At 51.4% G+C, this 19,754-nt stretch carries 11 protein-coding genes; 1 reads left to right on the top strand and 10 read right to left on the bottom strand.

Going from position 1 to position 19,754, the window contains the following annotated elements; all coding sequences use genetic code 11:
- Positions 1 to 42: 42 nt before the first annotated feature.
- The 9 genes from HDF15_RS09540 to HDF15_RS09500 form a co-directional block, all read right to left on the bottom strand.
- Positions 43 to 849, bottom strand: coding sequence for a glucosamine-6-phosphate deaminase (locus HDF15_RS09540; RefSeq protein WP_184254989.1), 807 nt, complete (start codon positions 847 to 849; stop codon positions 43 to 45).
- Positions 850 to 909: 60 nt separating this feature from the next.
- Positions 910 to 2,256, bottom strand: coding sequence for an APC family permease (locus tag HDF15_RS09535; RefSeq protein WP_184254988.1), 1,347 nt, complete (start codon positions 2,254 to 2,256; stop codon positions 910 to 912).
- Between the two features lie 128 nt (positions 2,257 to 2,384).
- Complete coding sequence (locus HDF15_RS09530; RefSeq protein ID WP_184254986.1) at positions 2,385 to 4,877, bottom strand: PKD domain-containing protein; 2,493 nt, start codon at positions 4,875 to 4,877, stop codon at positions 2,385 to 2,387.
- 177 nt (positions 4,878 to 5,054) lie between these two features.
- Positions 5,055 to 6,386 (bottom strand): amidohydrolase family protein, encoded by a 1,332-nt coding sequence (locus HDF15_RS09525; RefSeq protein ID WP_260330975.1) that lies wholly within the window; start codon positions 6,384 to 6,386, stop codon positions 5,055 to 5,057.
- 192 nt (positions 6,387 to 6,578) lie between these two features.
- A complete protein-coding gene (locus tag HDF15_RS09520) occupies positions 6,579 to 8,000 on the bottom strand; it encodes a Gfo/Idh/MocA family protein (protein WP_184254984.1) in 1,422 nt (473 codons plus the stop codon).
- A 104-nt stretch (positions 8,001 to 8,104) separates the two neighbouring features.
- Positions 8,105 to 11,425: a TonB-dependent receptor gene (locus tag HDF15_RS09515; RefSeq protein WP_184254982.1), complete on the bottom strand. Its 3,321-nt coding sequence runs from the start codon at positions 11,423 to 11,425 to the stop codon at positions 8,105 to 8,107.
- An 865-nt stretch (positions 11,426 to 12,290) separates the two neighbouring features.
- A complete protein-coding gene (locus HDF15_RS09510; protein WP_184254980.1) occupies positions 12,291 to 13,472 on the bottom strand; it encodes an SIS domain-containing protein in 1,182 nt (393 codons plus the stop codon).
- Between the two features lie 205 nt (positions 13,473 to 13,677).
- Positions 13,678 to 15,096, bottom strand: a complete 1,419-nt coding sequence (locus HDF15_RS09505; protein ID WP_184254979.1) for a DUF4832 domain-containing protein — start codon at positions 15,094 to 15,096, stop codon at positions 13,678 to 13,680.
- Between the two features lie 118 nt (positions 15,097 to 15,214).
- Complete coding sequence (locus HDF15_RS09500) at positions 15,215 to 16,444, bottom strand: Gfo/Idh/MocA family protein (protein ID WP_260330973.1); 1,230 nt, start codon at positions 16,442 to 16,444, stop codon at positions 15,215 to 15,217.
- Between the two features lie 470 nt (positions 16,445 to 16,914).
- Between HDF15_RS09500 and HDF15_RS09495 the strand changes: the two genes are divergently transcribed.
- Complete coding sequence (locus tag HDF15_RS09495) at positions 16,915 to 18,114, top strand: acyltransferase family protein (protein ID WP_184254977.1); 1,200 nt, start codon at positions 16,915 to 16,917, stop codon at positions 18,112 to 18,114.
- A gap of 153 nt (positions 18,115 to 18,267) precedes the next feature.
- Here HDF15_RS09495 and HDF15_RS09490 read toward each other — a convergent pair whose 3' ends face one another.
- Positions 18,268 to 19,719, bottom strand: coding sequence for a sorbosone dehydrogenase family protein (locus HDF15_RS09490; protein WP_184254975.1), 1,452 nt, complete (start codon positions 19,717 to 19,719; stop codon positions 18,268 to 18,270).
- Positions 19,720 to 19,754: the final 35 nt, after the last annotated feature.

Below are 19,754 nucleotides of genomic sequence, written 5' to 3'. Positions count from 1 at the left end.
CAAGATTCGCTTGTTGGCATTAGTTTTTACCACTTGATCTTCTCAGCAAGAGGGCAAAAAGTCGGTCAATTCAGAGGCGGAGTCGTTATCTAGGTAGATTGTCACGTCAGGATGTGTGCGAAGAATGGTAGCGGGACATGCGGTCGAAATCTCTTCTGTCAGCGAGCGCCGCATGATGCTTGCCTTCCGGGTGCCCGGCACCGAAACGATCAATTTGGGAACGCGAAGCATGGTTGGAATCGTCAGTGTAACGGCCCGTTCTGGAACGTCGTTGGCCGTCTTGAACCAGCCCTCTGCCGTTTGCTGGATACGGCACGCCTCATCCAGCTTCACGACCTTCACATCCAGAGGGTCATTGAAATCTGCAACAGGAGGATCGTTGAACGCGAGGTGCCCATTCTCTCCGATGCCCAGCAGACAAAGTTGTGGATTCGCAGCTCGAAGTTTTTCAGTGTAGGAACGGCAAACCTCGTCCAGGTCAACAGCGGTCCCATCGACCTCATTGAACTTTCCAATAGGCACCTTATCGGTCAGATTTTTACGTAGATAGCCACGAAAGGAAGCCAGATGCTCTATAGGAAGTGCGACGTACTCATCGAGGTGGAAGCCGGAAACTTTACTCCAGGGCAATCCGTCGATTTTCGTTAGTGCGTCGAGTGTTGCAAGTTGCGAGGCACCCGTAGCGAAGATGACCCCCATGACGTCTTGAAATAGTGCGAGTTGCTTCATTGCCTCCGCAGTGGCATGGGCAGCAGCCGCACCCATCGACTCACGCGACGGGTAAACCTCCACATTCATGGTTCCAACCTTAAAGCGTCTGATTGTATCGATACGGGCTTGAGTACTCACTCTTTAAACTCCTCTGGATGTGACGGAATGGGGTTGAAAGCTCAACCCGTGACAGGTCAACTATTCGAAAGTAGGTGTAGCTGCATCAGTTCTGCCATTCCGGCGAAGCCAATAAAGTCCAAGTCCGAGGGCGATCCACGTGAAGCCCAGAATCTGGGCATTTCTACCCAGGCTGAGCCAGATGAAGGCACTCACAATAAGGCCTGCAAGCGGTATGGTCGTTCGGAGCAGGACTTTCTCTGTCGAACGGAAGCGATAGTGGATGAGGGCAGCGGCATTGACACCCATGAAGGCAATAAAGGCACCGAAATTAAGCAACTCGGCGCCGCGCTCGTAGGTAAGCACAAAAACTCCAATAAGAGTAACGGCTCCCACTAAGAGCACATTGTTGCGCGGAATCGAGTTTTTTGGATTGAGTGCACAGAAGAACCGTTGTGGCAGAGCACCACCACGCCCCATTCCGTAAAGAAGACGTGCGGCTCCGAACTGAGCGGCGACTCCTGAGCCTAGATTGGCAATTAAGAGAGTTGCATTGAGTAGCTGAAAAAGAAAACTGCCACCTATGCGGCGCGCGACGTGAACGTAGGCAGTATCCACCTGCGCATCGGGGAAAGGCCCGTGGTACGGCCATGCGAGTTGAGCTACGTAGACCTCCCCGGCCGAGAGAACGCCAATAATCAGGCAGGTAAAAACAGTTGCGAGCATGATGTTACGGCGTGGATTCTCAACTTCCTCGGACATGGTAGAGATTCCGTCAAAGCCGATGTAAGTCAGAACAGCAATGGACGTTCCGCGAAGAAGGAGTGACGGAGAAAAAGCGGTTGGATCGTAGAAAGGTGTCAGCCATTGACCGCCAATTGGACGGGCAATAAGGGCAAGGTAGCGGATGGCATACGCAAAAAAGACCACAACAACAAGGCTCATGCCGATGGCGAGGATGGCATTCACTTGTCCTGAAGCCTTAACGCCACGCAGATTGAGTAATGTAAACAGCAATACAAAAGCGACAGCCCAGGCAGCGTAAGGAATATTAGGTAGAACATTAGCAGCCGCAGCGCTACACCAGATGGCGCAGATGATTGGATTCAGAAGATAGTCCATCAACATGGACCAGCCCACCACATAGCCGGCAAGAGAGTTAATCTCCCGTCCTACATAGGTATAGGCTGAACCTGCACTGGGATAGATGCGCGCCATACGGCCATAACTGACGGCCGTGAAGAGCATGGCGACCATCGCGATAAGGATTGTCGTAACCACATGCCCGCGCGCTACGTTGTTGACAACTCCGTAGATCCCCATGGGTGCAGTGGGTTGAATAATGACAATCCCATACACGATGAGATGCCAGAGCTTAAGCGATCGCTTCAGTTGAGGGGCCGGCACATCGGCTTCGAGGGTTTGCATCGTGATCGCTTTCAGGACATGAAGATAAAATACTTCTTTGCGTAAAACAGTTTCAATTGTGCTTACAGAAGCATTCCCTCGAATAATCGAATGAGGCGTCTATCAAGCCGGAGAAGTTGAACAAATCACTATTGCTTTGGTTCTGCCTCTTCCTCAAAACGCCGTTGACGTGCCGGTACAAATTTGGTCGCGACAGACCCAGTCGTCTTCACCGTAAATGTCTGGACATCCGGTTGAGGTGCAAAACCCGAGCACCGCAGACCTACTGTATAACTCCCCGCATGCGTATAGCTATGGGTTGTCTTCACTCCGGCTACAGTGATGCCATCACCAAAGCTCCAAGAACAATTTAGGATCGGGTTGCCCGCGTCTTTGGCGACCGCGCTAAAGCTCATAGGCTCCCCGGTCTTCCCCGAAGGCGCTACTGTTGCGTTGACCATAGGGGCCTCTGCCGGAATATCTGTATTGATGATTTTGAAGACACGAACCGAGTGAGCTGGCTGTTTTACATCGAGCGAAGCAGAGAGAGACGTAGAATCGCTCGGCGTAGTCAGAACTTCGGAGACTGTGTAATTCGCCTTCGGATCGAGCCCAAGAGCGGCTCGCGTAAGGCTATGTGACCGGGAGATCTCCGACCAGTTGAACACGGTAACGATAGACTGATGGCGTGTTTGCTGCAGCTCAAAAATGCTGGGTTGCAGATCTAGAGGATCGTACGTCATGAGGTCCAAAGGCACAGACGCACGACCCAGGCGCGCCATGTCGAGCAGATCACGGTTTTCTACCAATGCCAGACGATCCGGAGCTTCGCCTAGCGTCGGGAGATCGTCGCCAATCTCGTACAATCCACCAGACACAGCAGAGAGCACGATCGAGATCTTCGCTTCATCGAGCGTGAGTTGCTTCGTCCCACCATGCCAGTGCTGATCATCAACAGTCTGTGTCGAGACGGAGAAAGCATCAGGATCAGCAAGGAAATAGTTACGATTCATATAGTAACGCGCAGCTATACCAGTAGCCGCGTCTTTACTGGAGGAAAAGGTATGCCCGGTGTCCTGTGAAATGCGGCCGGTATCAACCAGGCCAACGGGGTTGAGGAGTTCGCAACCATCCTTATCAAGCAGCACATTGGGGCCGACAGCATCGCGAATTGTCTGGATGCCGATGCGTTGAGCCTCTAGTGCAGTGGTCTGGGGAACGTGATAAAAACCCTCAATAGCGCTGTCTTCCATGAAGTCCAATTTGATGTAGCGGAGACCCCACTCCCTTGTCAGCTTGGAATAAGTCGAGTGAAGATAGGCCTGCGCCCCTAAGTGGGTTGTGTCCAGGGCATAGAGATGATCGAGACTATTGGTAACGAAACCAATATGGATCGGCTCACCTTGTGCATTGTGAACAAGCCACTCTGGATGATGGGTATAAACCCAGGAGCGCTCCGATACTTCGAAGGGAGCCGTCCAAATGCCTGGGGTGAGTCCCTCATTGATGACCTTATGCTCCAGGGAGCCCATACCTTCAGGGAACAGTGATGCATCCGGCGTAGCGTATTCTCCGCGCGCAAACTGATAGCCCTCGTCGATGTGAAAGAAGTCATAACCCAGAGGCTTAAGGTGTTGAGAAAGCCACTGCGCATTGGTCAATGCAGTCCCCTGGTCCAGCCCAAAATAGTAGGCAGTCCAACTCCACCAGCCGATAGGCGTGGGTGCGGTCACAAGCGCATGATGGATGTCACGGATCAGATGAGCATAGGTTTCAAGCTGGCCATGATAATCCGTGCTAACTCCGAAAAGCATCCGCTCTGACGAGAGCTCACCACCTTGAGGCACACTAAGACTGAGCTCCACACGGTCCTTTTCAGAAGAACGGTGCAGGGAGTTTTCAATGAGAAGCTCGGTCGTTCCCGTGGAATCGACCTCGTAGGCATTCATGACACCAGCCGGGGCCATGTGAAGTCGAAGAACGCTGAGGAACTTATTGGAGGTAAGAGCACCGATAAACCAGCTCTGCTTGCTCTGCTGGTTATAGAGAAGTTGGACACCAACCGCACGGTGGACATTTGCCTTAGCGTCACTGAGATCGTGAAGCTGCATAGCGGGGCGGTCTTCACTGAAGCTATCGTTTAAGACGCGATCGGCTGAGGCCGACCCACCAAGAGTGATGAGGTCTCCTTTTAGACCACCTTCTTTACCCTGTTCCGATTCGAGAACACGTAAATCTTGAACTTCGATCGCATGACCTGTCGTATTGTGCGCCGTGAGCTGCATGTCGCCGAAAGGCGAAGCATCATAAGTCCGGAGCGATAGCAAAAGATCTGGAGCATCAGTGCGCCCAGTGTATTGAATGGTGACTAGCCTGCCGGCGCCGAGTTCACCATTTGCAATCTTAGTACTGACAAAGTGTTTTGGATAATCTGCGGCATGAAGCCATTTTCCATTGACCTTCGCCGCAGCCGTCGCCCGAAGAATAGGCACCGAGATACCTGGCGCACTGATGGAATAACTGCCATCGGTTGCATCCGGTTTCAACTGTAGCGACACGGCCTGCTGTTGCGCGCTTGCTGTGAATGCGAAAGGAATGGCGAGAGTTAGACCTAAGATGCGATAAAGATTTGCCTGCTTCATTTGACACTCGTTTCGTTTGAGAGACCAGTGATGATCTGATAGTGATGATGTCTTTTGACGGGATCTTCAACCTCTTGAAAAATGCAACATAAGACTGAATTATCGACACGCGTTATACAAGAAATTGAACCTTTGAGACCACATCGGATAACCATCTGGCCAACCTGCGCTGATCGGTTATTGGTCTGCAATACCGGGAATCCATTTAACTGCATTGCCGTGGTAGATTTTTTTGACGACTGAATTCGGTAAAGCCAGTCCCTTCAATCGGCGACCGCCATATTCGACTGTTTGATCAGTTGCCAGAAATCTCCAATCGTTGGCATAGGAAACCTCGGCCCTGGACACCCACGTACCGACTTCCGTTTCCGGGTAGATTGTATTATCTGTGCCATACAGCAGCCGATCTTGATATTTGGTTATAAAAGCAATTGCTTTTTCGCGGGGTAGCAGCATTAGATAGGGCATTCGGCCCGCAAGATCCACTGTGAAATTTGGGTAGCGGTCAAAATGCTGGGCCACCTGATCGATATCTGCTTCCATGCTACCGAGATGAGCCCCGACCACCCGCAGATCAGAGTTCATCTCGAGGAGATGATCACGCGCATCGAGTATTTTCTGTTTCGGCGGTGCATCCTTGATGTTGTACATATACCACTGCGGATTGTTTTTGAAGTATGAAAAATCAGGTGCACTCGGATTTGGCGCGGCCCAGGCCGTATTGGGGTCTCCAACGTGTGTGACCAAGGTCTTGTGGTGAGACTCTATATCTCTGTAGATCGGCTCCAATAATGAATTGTCAGGGAGGATATAGTTCCCTTTCGAATCTTTGACCTCCATCCCAACGTTCTTCCAAACCTTTACCGCAATTGCACCTCGAGCAAAACTTTCGTTGAGTTGATGGATGGCAGCTTCTGTAAAGCCAGGTTCGCTAATCAAATAGGGGTCAAATGTGGTGCAAACCGACACATGCCCGCTACTTTCTCTCGCCACCTCAAGCACATCATTATTTTCTTTTGTCAGATCTTTCCGTTCAGCGTTGCCGTTGTCTGAAACGTCCACAATATCGAGAGTATGCAGGTGAAGCTTGCGCAACATCTCGAATAACAGCGGATCGCTCTTGTAGATATGAGTGTGTATATCGATCGGTTCAAGTGCAGTAAATCGCAGAAGCTCGACTTCGCTAAAATCACGATTCACTGCCTTAGCTGGATCAGGCTCCACCTGTGTATGCAGATCGGGTCGTGATGTGCTGGGAATAGCCGATTGGGATGCGCCCGTAACCTTTCCGGAGATACTGGCTGATGGGAGCCGTGCAAAGGAAGGAGAAGTGCTCAGGGCAAGAACTAAGAGCGGGAAGAAAAGCGATCTACAGCGCACGATTCCTCCATGGGCATCTTTGCTCGTTCTGTATCGATTGCGATCTACACAAATACTTACAAGTTCCAAGCCCGTATTGAGACCTACTTGATGTTCTGTTTGTATCTTTTTAGATTTTTTAAAATCCAAGTGTCAACCTGAAACTTATGAAGATCTCTGAAGCTACCAACTTATAACTTGTCTTCTTGGTCAGACAAACGTGAATGATGAGCGGAACACAGAACCCAATTCGGGAGTAGCAGCAATCATTACCGCACTTCAAACTATCGCTCTAATCCGTTAGTGCATTACCTTATTACGGCTGAGACGGTGGATCAGTCTCTAACTAACGGGCTGGTCAGCTATTTCTTCAGTTTTCGGATTCCAGTAAAGCTTTTTTCCACTCCAATAAGATTGTGCGGCCATAATGACCACGATTGCATGAGAAAATCCGTGATTGACATTTGAGTTGGGCTCAGTTCTCGCCTGCATCGCTTTGAACCAATTCGTAACATGAACCACGCTATCGTCTCCCGGTCCTTCGGTATCTGCAGGTTGTGCACCGGCGACCCGTACTATTTCCTCTTTATCGGAAATAGGAGCAACGATCGGCAACCTGTCTGCTTTTACAGATCCCGCATATTCGTCTCTACCACCTTCGCGACTTACCGAAAATAGCGAGGCCCCTTCTCCTCCGTAGTTCACGATTGTGCCATCGCGCCCTTGTATTCGAGAAAAGCTACGGAAGCTGTTTCCAAATACTGTCTTGTAGGTATAAAGAAAGCCTTTTGGGTAAGTGACGGCCGCTACACAGGTGTCCGCATTCTCCCGACCGTCTTTCCATGCGAAGACTCCACCATTTGCTACGACGCTCTCCGGATACGTTTCGTCCGTCCAAAGGTGTACCAAGTCGCTGCCGTGGCTCATCCACTGGTCGAATATTCCCGAAGAAAAGTCCTTATAGAGACGGAACTCTAAATAGGTGTGCGGATCAAAGGGCCGGTAAGGTTTACCTAATAGCCATCGTTTCCAGTCTGTGTCCTCCTCCCGGAGCTTCGACTTTCGATCGAACATCCACTTGCGCCACTCCATGTTTCTGTCTTGTTCCATCTCAGCGGATCTTCCCGTATCCATAGGGACAAAGCGCCACCGTTCCTCATTGACATTCCACTCCTGTTCAATGTGAACGATACTTCCGATACGGCCGGAGCGAATAATGTCGCGAACGGCCAGTTGATACGGCTCGCTTCTGTGCTGTGATCCTACCTGGACCACCTGCTTGGAAGCCTTTACGGTGTCTCTCGCCTCTTTAGCCTCCGAAAGTACATTGGCAAATGGCTTTTCGACATAACAATCTTTGCCCGCTTTTACGACCTCTACACAAAGTTTGGCGTGCTGAAAGTCGCCTGTAGCGATCATGACCCCGTCAATATCTTTGCGATTAAGCATGTCTTCGGAGTACTTAAAAGATTGCGGCTCCAGATTGAAGGCCTTTTTGACCTGTGCAGCGCGCCGCTCGCGCGCCAGACTCCAGATGTCACACACTGCCACAGTTTCGACCGGCATTCCTTTCGAAGCCAATCGGACCATGTTGACATGTCCCTCGCTGCGGTCTCCACAGCCCAACTGAGCGATTCTGATTTTATCGTTCGAACCAATGACTCGCGCATATGAGCTTGCAGTCATGCCAGCCGAGGCAATCGCTACCCCAGCTTGTTTAACAAACGTTCGTCTGTCTACTAGCGGAAATAATTTGTCTGTCACAAACGATCCTTTACCCGGCTGGATTGCATCTTGAAACATGCAATGGTTTTAGTTAATTAGAATCAAAGCCCCTGGGAGTCTCCCAGGGGCCTCAGGATATTGGCTCAAAACATGATCTTCAGGGCCATTTGAAGAATGCGAGGATCTTGGGCCGACGTAATTTGGCCGAAGCTACTGTCTGTCAAACCGCCATCAGGCATACCGAAGTTCACATTATTTAGAGAGTTATAGAATTCGGCTCGGAATTGCGCTGAATATCGTTGATTGACTTTGAAGGTTTTGAGCAGTGCCAGATCCAGATCGAAATACCTCGGTCCGCGCAGTGCGTTTTTACCTGTATCGCCAAAAGTACCAATTTGGTTAGGCGCGAACGCAGATGTATCAAACCATTCATTGATCAGTTGCGAGTGTGAACGGCCGTTGCTCAATACGGCCTTTTTGATACTTGAGACAGTTAGATCTGCTCGATCAGCTCCAACCGAACTGAAGGAATTGTCGTCATCACTGAAGACTGTGAATGGAAATCCTGATTGCCAAGTTGCAATTGCCGACAAATTCCAACCATTGATTACATTTGAAACGAGCCCCTTCACAGGTATCGCAGGAAAGTCGTAATTTCCGGAAAATTTGAACACTTTATTGGCATCGCCTGCATCGGGGCCATAGTCAAAGTAGCGCCCACAGCTACAAGTGTTCGTCGCCAGTCCGCCGGGCTCTCCATTAGGACCGAAATCGTCGAGCGCTCGGGACCAGGTGAAATTCGCGAGGAAAGAGAGGCCCTTGCTGACGCGCTTTTCCAAAGATAACTGCAATGCGTTGTAGTTGCTGTTCACTCCGGAGTTAATCGAATCGACAAATCCAAAGGATGGATACAGCCGACGTTGTTGGACATTTGCTTCGGTGGATTGACCTGGAATGTAAATCGCCGGATTTAGCTGAAGAAGTCCTGCCTCCTGGTCGCCGGTTCCACCAAGATGAGTCCCCTTCACGCCCATATAGGCCACACGTGCCAGCCAACTTGCACCTAATCCTCTTTCGAGCGTCAGGTTCGTCATGAGAATCTGCGGAAGTCTATAGTGACTCGAGAAAATTTGAGTAAAGGATATATTTTGCGGGAATGTGGCAGTGGGACCAGGATTGGAAGGTCCAAATTGTCCGGGAAATGGATTTGCAACTCCCGCGCTTCCATAGGGGTTAGTAAAGTTCACTGCCGTCAGATTGACGATAGGTGCGAAGGGCGGAATCCCAACGACATCTTCAAAGGCAACGAGGTTGGGAGACTGATAGTAGTATCCAACTCCGCCCCGGAGACTGGTCTTCCCGTCTGCCGTAAGTTGAGAAGCAAATCCGAAGCGTGGTCCCACATTACCGAGGTTGTTATAGATAGAGGACTGCGGACAACCCGCATCATGATCGCTTCCTCCAAAGATAAGGCCTGTAGGCGCATTCGGAAAGCGCACCGATTGCGCTCCTGGCAGAAAACATCCCACTCGCCCTTCGCTATCCTTGTAGGGGATGAAGGGATCCCAACGCAGGCCAGCACTCAAGGTGAGGCGCGGGCTTACGCGCCAATCGTCTTGAACGAATGCGCTCCAGTTGATTCCGGTGAAGTTGAGATACAGGCCACCTCCCTGAGTGAAGCTGGATACATTACCCGAAACGAAGTCGGCCACGTTATCGCCCGTGAGACTGTTGTCGAAGGTGTAATTACCATCTGCTTGATAGGAGTTTCCCATCGGTGCACGAACCCGTACGGCTTCGCCACCAATCTCGATCTGATTGTTGCCCCTTATGACCGTGAGTATTTCGCGAAGCGATTGGTCTCCACGGTTCCACGTTCCAGTTGCAGGCTGTTGGCCAATCGAAAAATTACCGCTGATATCAATATTTAATGTTGGCTTGAAGTTGGTCGGCTGTGCGATCTCGGCACCCGCGTCCGCAATACTAAATGGTGCGGGTGACAATGTTGTGCCTGTTTGACTTGTATATCCGAAATAGCTATTCAGCAAAACGTTGCTGGAAATCGTATAGATGTCCACTACACTAATGTGTTTAAGTGCGAGATTTTGCGGCGTTTCCGTGTTTCCAGCCAGGATGTTAGTCGTCGGCGGCAAGATAACGGGAATCCGGTAATTCAACTGAAAATAGTGCCCGCTCAAGTGGTGCTTACCTGTGTTGTAGTCAGCCTTGATCAGGAACTCATCAGTGTCTTGAACGAGGGGCGCACCATTGTAGGTCAGTTGGCGGCCGGGGCCATTGGGAGCTGGGATATGTTGAAGAAGATAGGACGCGACCGTGTCGACCGGAACCTGATTATTGTTGTACGGCGCTCCCGTGGCCGGGTTCATCAACTGGGTGCCAGGCAGGAGATCTGAAAAATCTCCTGTCCGCTCGGCCATAGTCGGCACAAACGCGATCTGTCCATTGTTGGCCGTGTTGGTCCGCGTTCCTTGATAGGATCCAAAGTAAAATAGCTTTCCTTTGAGGATCGGCCCCCCGATCGTTGCTCCAAATTGATTTTGCTTCAAAGGATTTGGTGAAGTAGCGAAATAGTTCTTCGCATCCATTGCGTAGTTGCGGAGATATTCAAAAACATCTCCATGTATCTGATCGGTCCCCGACTTAGTCAGAATGTTGACCACTCCGCCTGTCGCATTTCCATAAGCAGCGCTAAGGTTATTGGTCTGAACATTGAATTCCTGAAGCGCGTCAGGACTGGGGAACGGAAGGTTTGTGTTGATGTAGGTATCGTTGTAGTCGACGCCATCTAGCAGATAGTAGACGCCATTGGCGCCGCCACCGTTGACCTTGGCATATTGCTCGCCTGGGAGAACGCCGCCTTCGCAGTCTGCACCGCAATTTTGGGTCGAAACATTCACAGCGCCCGGCACCAGGAATACGAGCTGTTGAGCCTCGCGGCCATTCATGGGCAAGCTTTCCATGCTCTTCTGATTGATCAACTGTCCGACTGCGGCATCTGAAGTCGTAACCAGAGATGAATTCTCATTGACAGTCACATCTTGAGTGACTGTTCCGACTCGTAACGTAATATTTTGGTTAGCCGATTGACCTACCGTCAGAACAATGCCGTGTTGAACGTACGTGTCAAAGCCGGCCATCTGAACTGTAAGCTCATAACTACCGACAGGGAGGCTTGGAAACACATACTCGCCCGAAGTTCCGGTTTTCACCGTCAGCTTGTAGTCGGTTGTGACTTGCTTGACGGTCACCGTCGCCCCTGCAACTGCGGCTCCCGAATTATCGACTGCGTTTCCAGCAAGTCGCGCAGTCGTATACTGAGCCGACAATGATCTCGTGAACAGCAACGATATCGCTAGGAAGAGCGAAAGCACGAGAAGGGATTGTGACGGCACCCTCCTCAAATTTTGAAATCTGCTTACCATTCCGCTGGTTTCTAATTTCATTGCGTTCCCTCACCGAGCTTATTTTTTGCGGCTGCTAGATTTTTGGTTGAGACCTTAACTCAGGTTGAGCATTAGCTTTTCCTGCCCCTGCAATTACGTTTAATATCGTTGATAGTCATTTATGATCGTTTTACCTTCCAATGTCAAGAGGAGATGAAGACAATAAGCTCTTTTCGGTAGAAATTTCTTGCTCCGCAACCGCGACTTTGATTTGGCGAGCCAGTTTTTCGTTGAATTTTAGAGTCGCTTTTTAAGCGCAGCGAAGAGCCTAATGGTCTTATCAGCATGGCAAGTCGATTTTGATCGGACTAGACAGGCAAAATGGCTGGAGTGAGAGGTTCTTCGAGGTCCCCTCTTAGCTGCTGGCGCAATCTCAGCAGAGATCGCCACGGCAGCCTGGAAACAATGCATGGAATTGGAACCTGTCTTCGACTTGCTACAAGCTATGCGAGTTTGACACACCCGTTGCTTTGAGCAGCTTCGGAATGTCTATGCCTTGGCTGCAAGCCGAAGCATAGGCATTTGTTATATCTCCGATAAGATTAACGATCAAAGAAACTCGATCGCTCGCAATCTCCTGCTTGCCCAGCCGCCAGTACTGTATTGGCAGGTAACGAACTGGACATGCTCTCAGGAATCTTTATTCACGAAAGATTGCAGGCTGCATTCTGGATAGCCGCCAAGCCGATTTACCTGGCCGTTGGTCGCTTTAACCAATACCAACAATCCTGCAATCTACTGCTTGTTCAATCGCCACACGAGTCGCCCCCTGTGTGCATGTACGCAGAACAGGCCCAATAGATGGCGGCTAGAATGCCACCCTTTCGTTAGGCAAAGCGCAACTGAAGCAAAGAAGACACGGTCTCTAATAGATCCTGAACTTTTGTACGACTCGATTAATCACACCACCCGGGCTGGGCGAGTCTGGCTTCAAATCACGAGCCACCGAACAGTACAGACCAAGGAGTTGGCCAAACATCACGTCCAAAATCGGCCGGTACGCATCAGCGACATCAGCTTCTACGGAAAGATAAGACTCGCAGTAAGGCTCGATTTCAGCATGCGTCGAAGGAACTCCCACTGCGATTCGCTCCGCAGCAATCCCCTTTTCTCCGATCTCTCGCAGCAAATCTCTCGCGTACCCAACTTTACGAGCCTCACCGGAGACAAAGCATACAAAAAGCGTCTCTGAGTCTAACGCCGCCATAGGTCCATGCCGAAGCCCAAGCACAGTCTGCGACATTGTCTTTACCTGGCCCGCCGTCATTTCCAATACCTTCAATGCGGACTCCCGAGCAATGCTGGCAAGCGATCCGATGCCAACCATGCAGACGCGAGAGAATCCAAGTAACGAAGTGCGTTCTGCCTCTTCTTCGGCGCGCGACAAAAAGCTCTGACCAGCAGCCACTAACCGCTCGACAATCTCCGAGTATTCCTCGATCGACCACGCATGTCCCAGGCATTGCCCCATCACGATCATGTTCGTAAAAGAGCTTGTCATCGCCAGACTGCGATCATTTACTTCGTCGTCCAACACCACCACGCACGACAGTTCGGCAGCTTCACAAACTTCAATCAGCCGGGCTTGAGCATTGCAAGTCACAATCAGGTGGGCAATCCGCGGATGCAATCGGACAGTCTGCTCTACAACGGCCACAGCCTCCGGCGAATCCCCTGACCTGGAGAACGAAATGAAGAGATATCTGCGCCCTGAAACAATGTAGTCGTCGAGGTTGGGCAGCAGTTCCGTGCTCGCACACACCAACACCTCGCAACTCCACTGCTGACGCAGCAGCAGTTCTAATGCCTGACCAATGTAATCCGAAGTTCCGGCTCCGGCCAGCACGATAACCGGTCGCAGTTCTAACTCATCTCGCAGTCCAGCTTTCTCTAAAAAGCTGCAAATCCGCGTCTGATGCTCTTTGAATATCTGTAACGTTTTCTTCCACGTATTAGGCTGCTGGGCAATCTCACGGGGAGTATAAAGTAGCCCGCGAGCTTTCTGCTCATCTACCGGTAAATCAACAAAATCTAAAAGAGATGTCACGCTAATCCTCTACACCGCACGTTTCGCACACGAAACTCGACAAATAGAAACAAAACACAACGAATAGTAACACAAAAGGTCCGAAGGCAATTGCAACTAATGATAGATCTATTATGTTTGCTACTCATTCGGAGACGCGCCCCAAAATGGGCGCTATCAAAAGGCATGTGATCGCATCGATCTTATTGCGTGAAAGCTCCTTCCACTAATAGCCGTCACTGATACGAATTTTCCCTAAGCTGTACCAGCCATCTATTCCGCGGCCCTCGATTGCCAACTGTATCGCGGGCAAGAACGTCACAGGATCCAGGAGTGCGACGCTTATTTGATATTCTCCGGCTGGTAGATCGCTTGGTACGAAGACAGGGTCTTCAAATACCGCATCCCCAGGAATCCACTTGCGCACTTCCGCATCGGTCCGGATCACTCTCGATTGGTTTGGCGAGCTCAGCCGAAACGCCAATACAAATGGCCGGTAGACCGGGGCGACCCCTTCATTGACCCACCATGTTTTTAAATGAAGCGCCTCACCGGCTCGAGCTTGTGTCTGCCACTCTCCTCGCCTCAAGACAAAGCGATACCCCATTTTTCGTTCGAGGTCCTCGAATTCTTTTCGCCACAATTGTGGAATGGCGCTGGATTTCACATTGATCGTACTCACGTGCCAGCGCAATGCTTCGCTGAGGATATAGTGCGCGTCCCAACCGTTCCGAAACCACGACTCAGGCACACCACAGGTCTCCATCGAAATAGGTGCCGATCTCCACACATCCTGAATGCCTGTCTCCGCAATCTCTTCGGGATATTGATCCAGCATCTCCGGCTCATGTTCCTTCATGTCACCGAGACAGTCGAAGCGCCAGCCTGCCCCATGGGAAGTTCCATACACCAGGGCTTCAGGCTCATCAAAGTTCATCAAGAGTTGAGTCTTATGAAACGCTTTGAAGTAGATGTCGATCAATTTTTTCTGAATCGGAAATTCGGGCATGTAGCTACTCCATCCTTCGCCCCAATAACCCACCGTTGAGATATCCACACTCTCCAGATCAGGGTGGCCATCATAACGTCGACCGGCCTCGTTGATCAAAGCACTCCAATATTTGAAATACAACGGATCACTAAAATCAGGCTCCCATATATTTCCATCGTTCGAGTTCGCGCGCCGCGCACCCGACTCGCGATACCACTTTGGCAATGGGTGTTTTGGATCATATGGCATGAGACGAATCGCGAGCCGCTGTCCGTGCCGTCTAGCTTCAGCAAGTGCAAGATCGATGATCTCCCAGCGAACTTTGCCTTGCGCCGGTTCAAGCGTTGCCCAATGCCACCGCACGTATGCAACAGAGGCGCCAGGAAAATCCGGTTTTTTCGCCTCGGATTTCAGAGGACCCACAGGCCCTTCCTCGGACCAGGTCACACCAGGATTCAACGAATCGCCGTTGTATCTCTGAAAGGTCTGAATCCCCATACCAGGATTGATCAGGATCTCATGAGTCTCTACCGGCCTTACAACAGTTGTAACTTCCTGTGTAAAACCAACAAAGGAGTTAGCTGCAAATGCCACGAGGAGCACCGCAGCGACCTCCCAAAGCGGTCTTCTTTTCGAGCTCTGCAAGCCTCTCATCGATAACTCCACCAATCTTTCGGAGACCGACAGCAAACGAACGCGTACCGAAAACTTTACAAGTTCCCAGACGCCGGGAGCATCTCGAACCAGCAGCGCAACCTCAAAAGGGGAAACTCTACGCTTGCAGCGCGATGGCGGAGACCTTCCTCTGCTGCCACTTCCCTCGCGTAAAGTCTGGAAAATCTTCCGGTTGGCTGCCGCGACTTACTGAGGAGACACTAAGCGGAGCCACAGCCGACCAGGCCGCGGCATCGTACACATCCATATCCGGGGGCAAGCCCTCTTTGACACATTGCAGCAAGCGATAGAGCATGATGTAATCCATGCCACCATGGCCCCCGATTTTTGTGGCTGTTCCTCCCTCCCGCTGCCAGAGAGGATGCGCATACTTCTTCCATGCATCAATGGATCCCCAGGACTCATCGCTGTTTTGGCCATCGAAGTAGATACGCGCAGGATAATCTTGAAATATGCCTTTGGTGCCGGCAATCATATTGACCCGATCATAGGGATGCGGTGTCGAGACAGTATGTTTAACTGTGATGGTCAGCCCATTCGCCGTCTTGATCAGAGAAGTATTCATATCACCGGTCACATAGCGTTCTGCCATACGCGGATCGCCTGGCTGTAAATGTTCTTTGCGATATTCATCGAATGATCTTTCCCTGCTGCTCATCGAGACAATATAGCCAAACCGGTCTCCACGCTGGATTCCCATGTAGTTCGCGACCGGGCCCAATCCATGCGTAGGATACAAATTCCCATTGCGCTTGGTGTGTTCGGCGCGCCGCCACAAGCCTTCGCCTTCATCGGAGAAAAGTATCTGGCGAAGGTCGTGTAAATAAGCACCCTCCCCATATAGAAGGTCACCGAACACACCGTCATGAGCCATGCGCAACACGAGCGTCTCGTTGTAGCCATAGCAGCAGTTTTCAAGCATCATGCAATGCTTGCGCGTCTCTTCCGAAGTGCGGACGATCCTCCAGCAATCCTCGATCGTATCTACTCCAGGAACTTCAATAGCGACGTCCTTGCCGTGTTTCATGGCAAAGATCGCCTGCTCAGCGTGCCAACTCCAAGGCGTTGCAACCAATACGAGATCGATGTCATTGCCCGTGAGCATGCTCTCGTAGTCATGAGGCCCATGGGTATAAAGTCTGGGCTTCGGCTGCCCTGCTGTAGCGACCAGCGAGGCAGCATGCTCCGCCTTTGCCGGAACAATATCGCATAAAGCAACGACTTGCCCATCTGCTGCAAGCAGGTTCCCCAACAAGGAAGTTCCGCGCCCGCCCAAACCGATCAATGCGATGCGAGGGTTTCGCTTCTCAAAGGGAACATCGATCATGGTGCGATGCTCGGTCTCGCTTTCAGCGTGTGCAAGGGGTGCCACGCTGATGCTCGCCGCGCTCGCCGCGGCTATCTGGACGAATCTGCGCCGCGTCCATGATTCGAGAGTCGGTTCATCCATAGTCATTTGAAATTCCTCGATCTGTAGATTGTGCGTCTTTACTCTTGATCGGAAACACGGGGATAAGTATGTTGGCGAATCGAAAGCAGGCTTCAAAGGCTAGCCATCACAGAAGCTCATACCCCTCTGCCATGAACGACAGCTTAGTGGGCAGAATCGGCACTGTCAAGATTTTTCGACGAAAAACGAAATAAAATGATTGAAATCGACTTAAAACATTGCCCATTATGCCTGCCTTATATTACCTTTCTGGTATCCGCAGAAAACTCTGCCGGGATTTGGATACAAAGTTTCCGGAAGTGATCTTCCACAACTGTTTGATTTTTTGATCCGAACAAGAGGCAAGCATGAGTGAATTGGGCACACCTGCAACAGGACCGCAACAGCGTAATTCTGCGGTCGATGCATATCGCGGTTTTGTGATGGCACTTATGCTCGCTGAAGTCTTTCGCTTTGCCTTTGTCGCGAAGTCCTTCCCCGATAACTTGTTGCTGCATATCCTGGCTTACAACCAATCGCATGTCGAGTGGACGGGCATGAGTCTGCATGACATGATCCAGCCGTCCTTCACCTTTCTCGTGGGGGTTGCGCTGCCCTATTCACTGCGCAGCCGGCAACGCAAAGGAGAAAGCTTTAAATACATGCTGGGTCATACCATTTGGCGGAGCTTTCTACTCGTCGCACTTGGTATCTTTCTTCGTTCCATTCACAGCACGGCGACGAACTTCACCTTCGAAGATACGTTGACCCAGATCGGACTGGGCTATACCTTCGCTTTTTTAGTGGCGCTGCGCCCTGCTCGCTGGCTATGGATTACGCTAGGAACAGTTCTCTTCGGCTACTGGCTAGCCTGGGCTTTATACCCAGTCCCCGGCCCCAATTTCCCATATAACTCCGTTGGAGTCCCGCCTGAATGGCATCAACACCTCTTCACAGGCTTCATGTCGCACTGGAATAAAAACAGTAACCTCGGACAAGCCTTCGATGTATGGTTTCTCAATCTTTTTCCCCGCCCCACTCCCTTTGTGTTCAACGACGGTGGATATCTAACACTTAACTTCATCCCCACGCTTGGAACCATGCTTCTGGGTCTTGCCGCAGGGCGCTGGCTTCTTGACGCTACCCCCAAGATTCCGTTTAAAAAACTTTTGCTTGCGGCCGCGGTGTTACTCGGCAGCGGTCTTCTATTTCACTTCGCCGGAATCTGTCCTATCGTGAAGCGCATCTGGACACCTTCGTGGACTCTCTTCAGTGGTGGCATGTGCTTCCTCTTTCTCGCCGCCTTTTCATGGGTTGTCGATGCGAAGAAACAGTACCGCCTTGCATTTCCGTTGATCGTCGTGGGGACGAATTCAATCGCCGCCTATTTGATGTCCTACTTAGCCGATAACTTCATCCAAAACAGTTTCCGCATCAACCTTGGGGAGTCCGTGCTGAATATATTCGGGAGCAATCTGCAACCGATCCTGCTCGGCGCACTTACGCTCGGTACCTATTGGATACTTCTGTTCTGGATGTTCCGAAAGAAGATCTTTGTTCGCATATAGGCTAAACATCCCTCTTTTCAGGGTGCTCTGTTTCATTTCCTAGCTCGATTGCCTTCTGGCCTTCAGATGAAGGCCAGAAGGCAATCGAAACCAATGAGGACGAATGCAGCAGTTGGTTGCTAACCCAGCCCGCAATCACAACCTTCACTCATGTCAGTGCGATTCTTGAGTGTTGTTGCCTATGTAGGTGACGTGCCAGACGGAGCGGGAGCCATCGTCCGTAACGAACATGCTGCCATCCTGAGCGATCGTGATGCCTACAGGCCGCCCCCAGACCCCACCGTCCTTCGTGACGAATCCGGTAAGGAAATCTTCGTAGGTGCCGTCGGCCTTGCCATTGTGCATGGGGATGCGAATGACTTCATAGCCCGCGCGATTGGCACGGTTCCAGCTTCCATGCTCAGCCGCGAAAGCATCGCCGAAATACTCCCGCGAAAAGCCTGAGGGGTTGGTGTAGAAAATCATCTCTAAAGAGGCCATATGAGGCTGTACGAGGACATCCGGGACGATGACTTTGCTGGAAAGGTCTACGCGCTTGCAGGAACCACCGTCAGGTGAGATTGCGGCAGCCTGCTGTTTGGCAGCAATGCCGTCGGCACAGGGTGCGGGGAGCCGCGGGTCGGAATGGGAACCGATGTAGTACCAGGGCCATCCGTAAAAGCCGTCTTCTTTCACGGAAGTAACATAGTCCGGGACCAGGTGGTTGCCAAGATTATCGCGCTCGTTGGTCGAGCACCAGAGCTGGCCGGTAGTCGGGTTAATGGCCTCGCCAACGCAGTTGCGTATGCCCGATGCGTAAACTTTGAGGAATTTGCCTTCAGGGGTGAACTCTAGAACGTCGGCGCGGTGAAACTCCTTGGAAGAGGTATCGGGGTTATCAATATTTGAGGCAGATCCTACGGAGACGAGCATCTTGCTCCCATCAGGAGTGAAGACGATATCGCGGGTCCAGTGGCCACCGCCGCGGAGCTGGGCGAAGCCGGGGAGCTGAGCGATGACCGTTTTCGCCGGGCCGGTAGCAACGAGGTCACCAGACTTGTAGGGGAAGCGAACGACGGAATCGGTATTGCCGACATAGACCCATTTGGGGTTAGGTCCAGCGGGGTAGAAGTTTATCCCGAAAGGCAAGTTCAGGCCGGTCGCGAAGGTAGAAATGGTTTTGGCTTTCCCATCGGGGCCAACTCCACGGAGAACGAAGATTTTATCGCCATGCGAATCGGACAGGAAGATGTCGCCATTGGGAGCGGTGCGGAGCAGTCTTGGCTCACGGAAGGTGCTACGCGCAACAGGAACAGCGGCTGGCTTGTGATCCTGCGAAGAGGAGGCCGCAGTCGGCGTGAAATCGCCGCCGGCATAGAGGGTAACTTTGAAGCCGGCAGGTGCTATAGGCCACGCGTCTTTCGGCCGGGGGATGAGGTGCGGACCATTATCTACGGCTTCTTTAGGAGCGGGTGCGGGGAGATCGGCAGCGGTAATTTTACGGCGCACGCCAGGTTGCTGCTGGTTCCAATCGGCAAAGGCCGCCTGGCCGGTCACGACTTGTTGGGCAGCGGCAGGGATAGCGGACGAGGCAATCATGGCGACGGCGACAATGACCTTAATCATGGTGGGCTCCAGTTGATCGTAGATACAAGGTTAAA

It is taken from the genome of Granulicella mallensis (assembly GCF_014203225.1).
Taxonomy (GTDB): Bacteria; Acidobacteriota; Terriglobia; order Terriglobales; family Acidobacteriaceae; genus Granulicella; species Granulicella mallensis_A.
The sequence above is the reverse complement of the archived record's forward strand: the minus strand, read 5'-3'. Positions and strand labels throughout refer to the sequence as shown.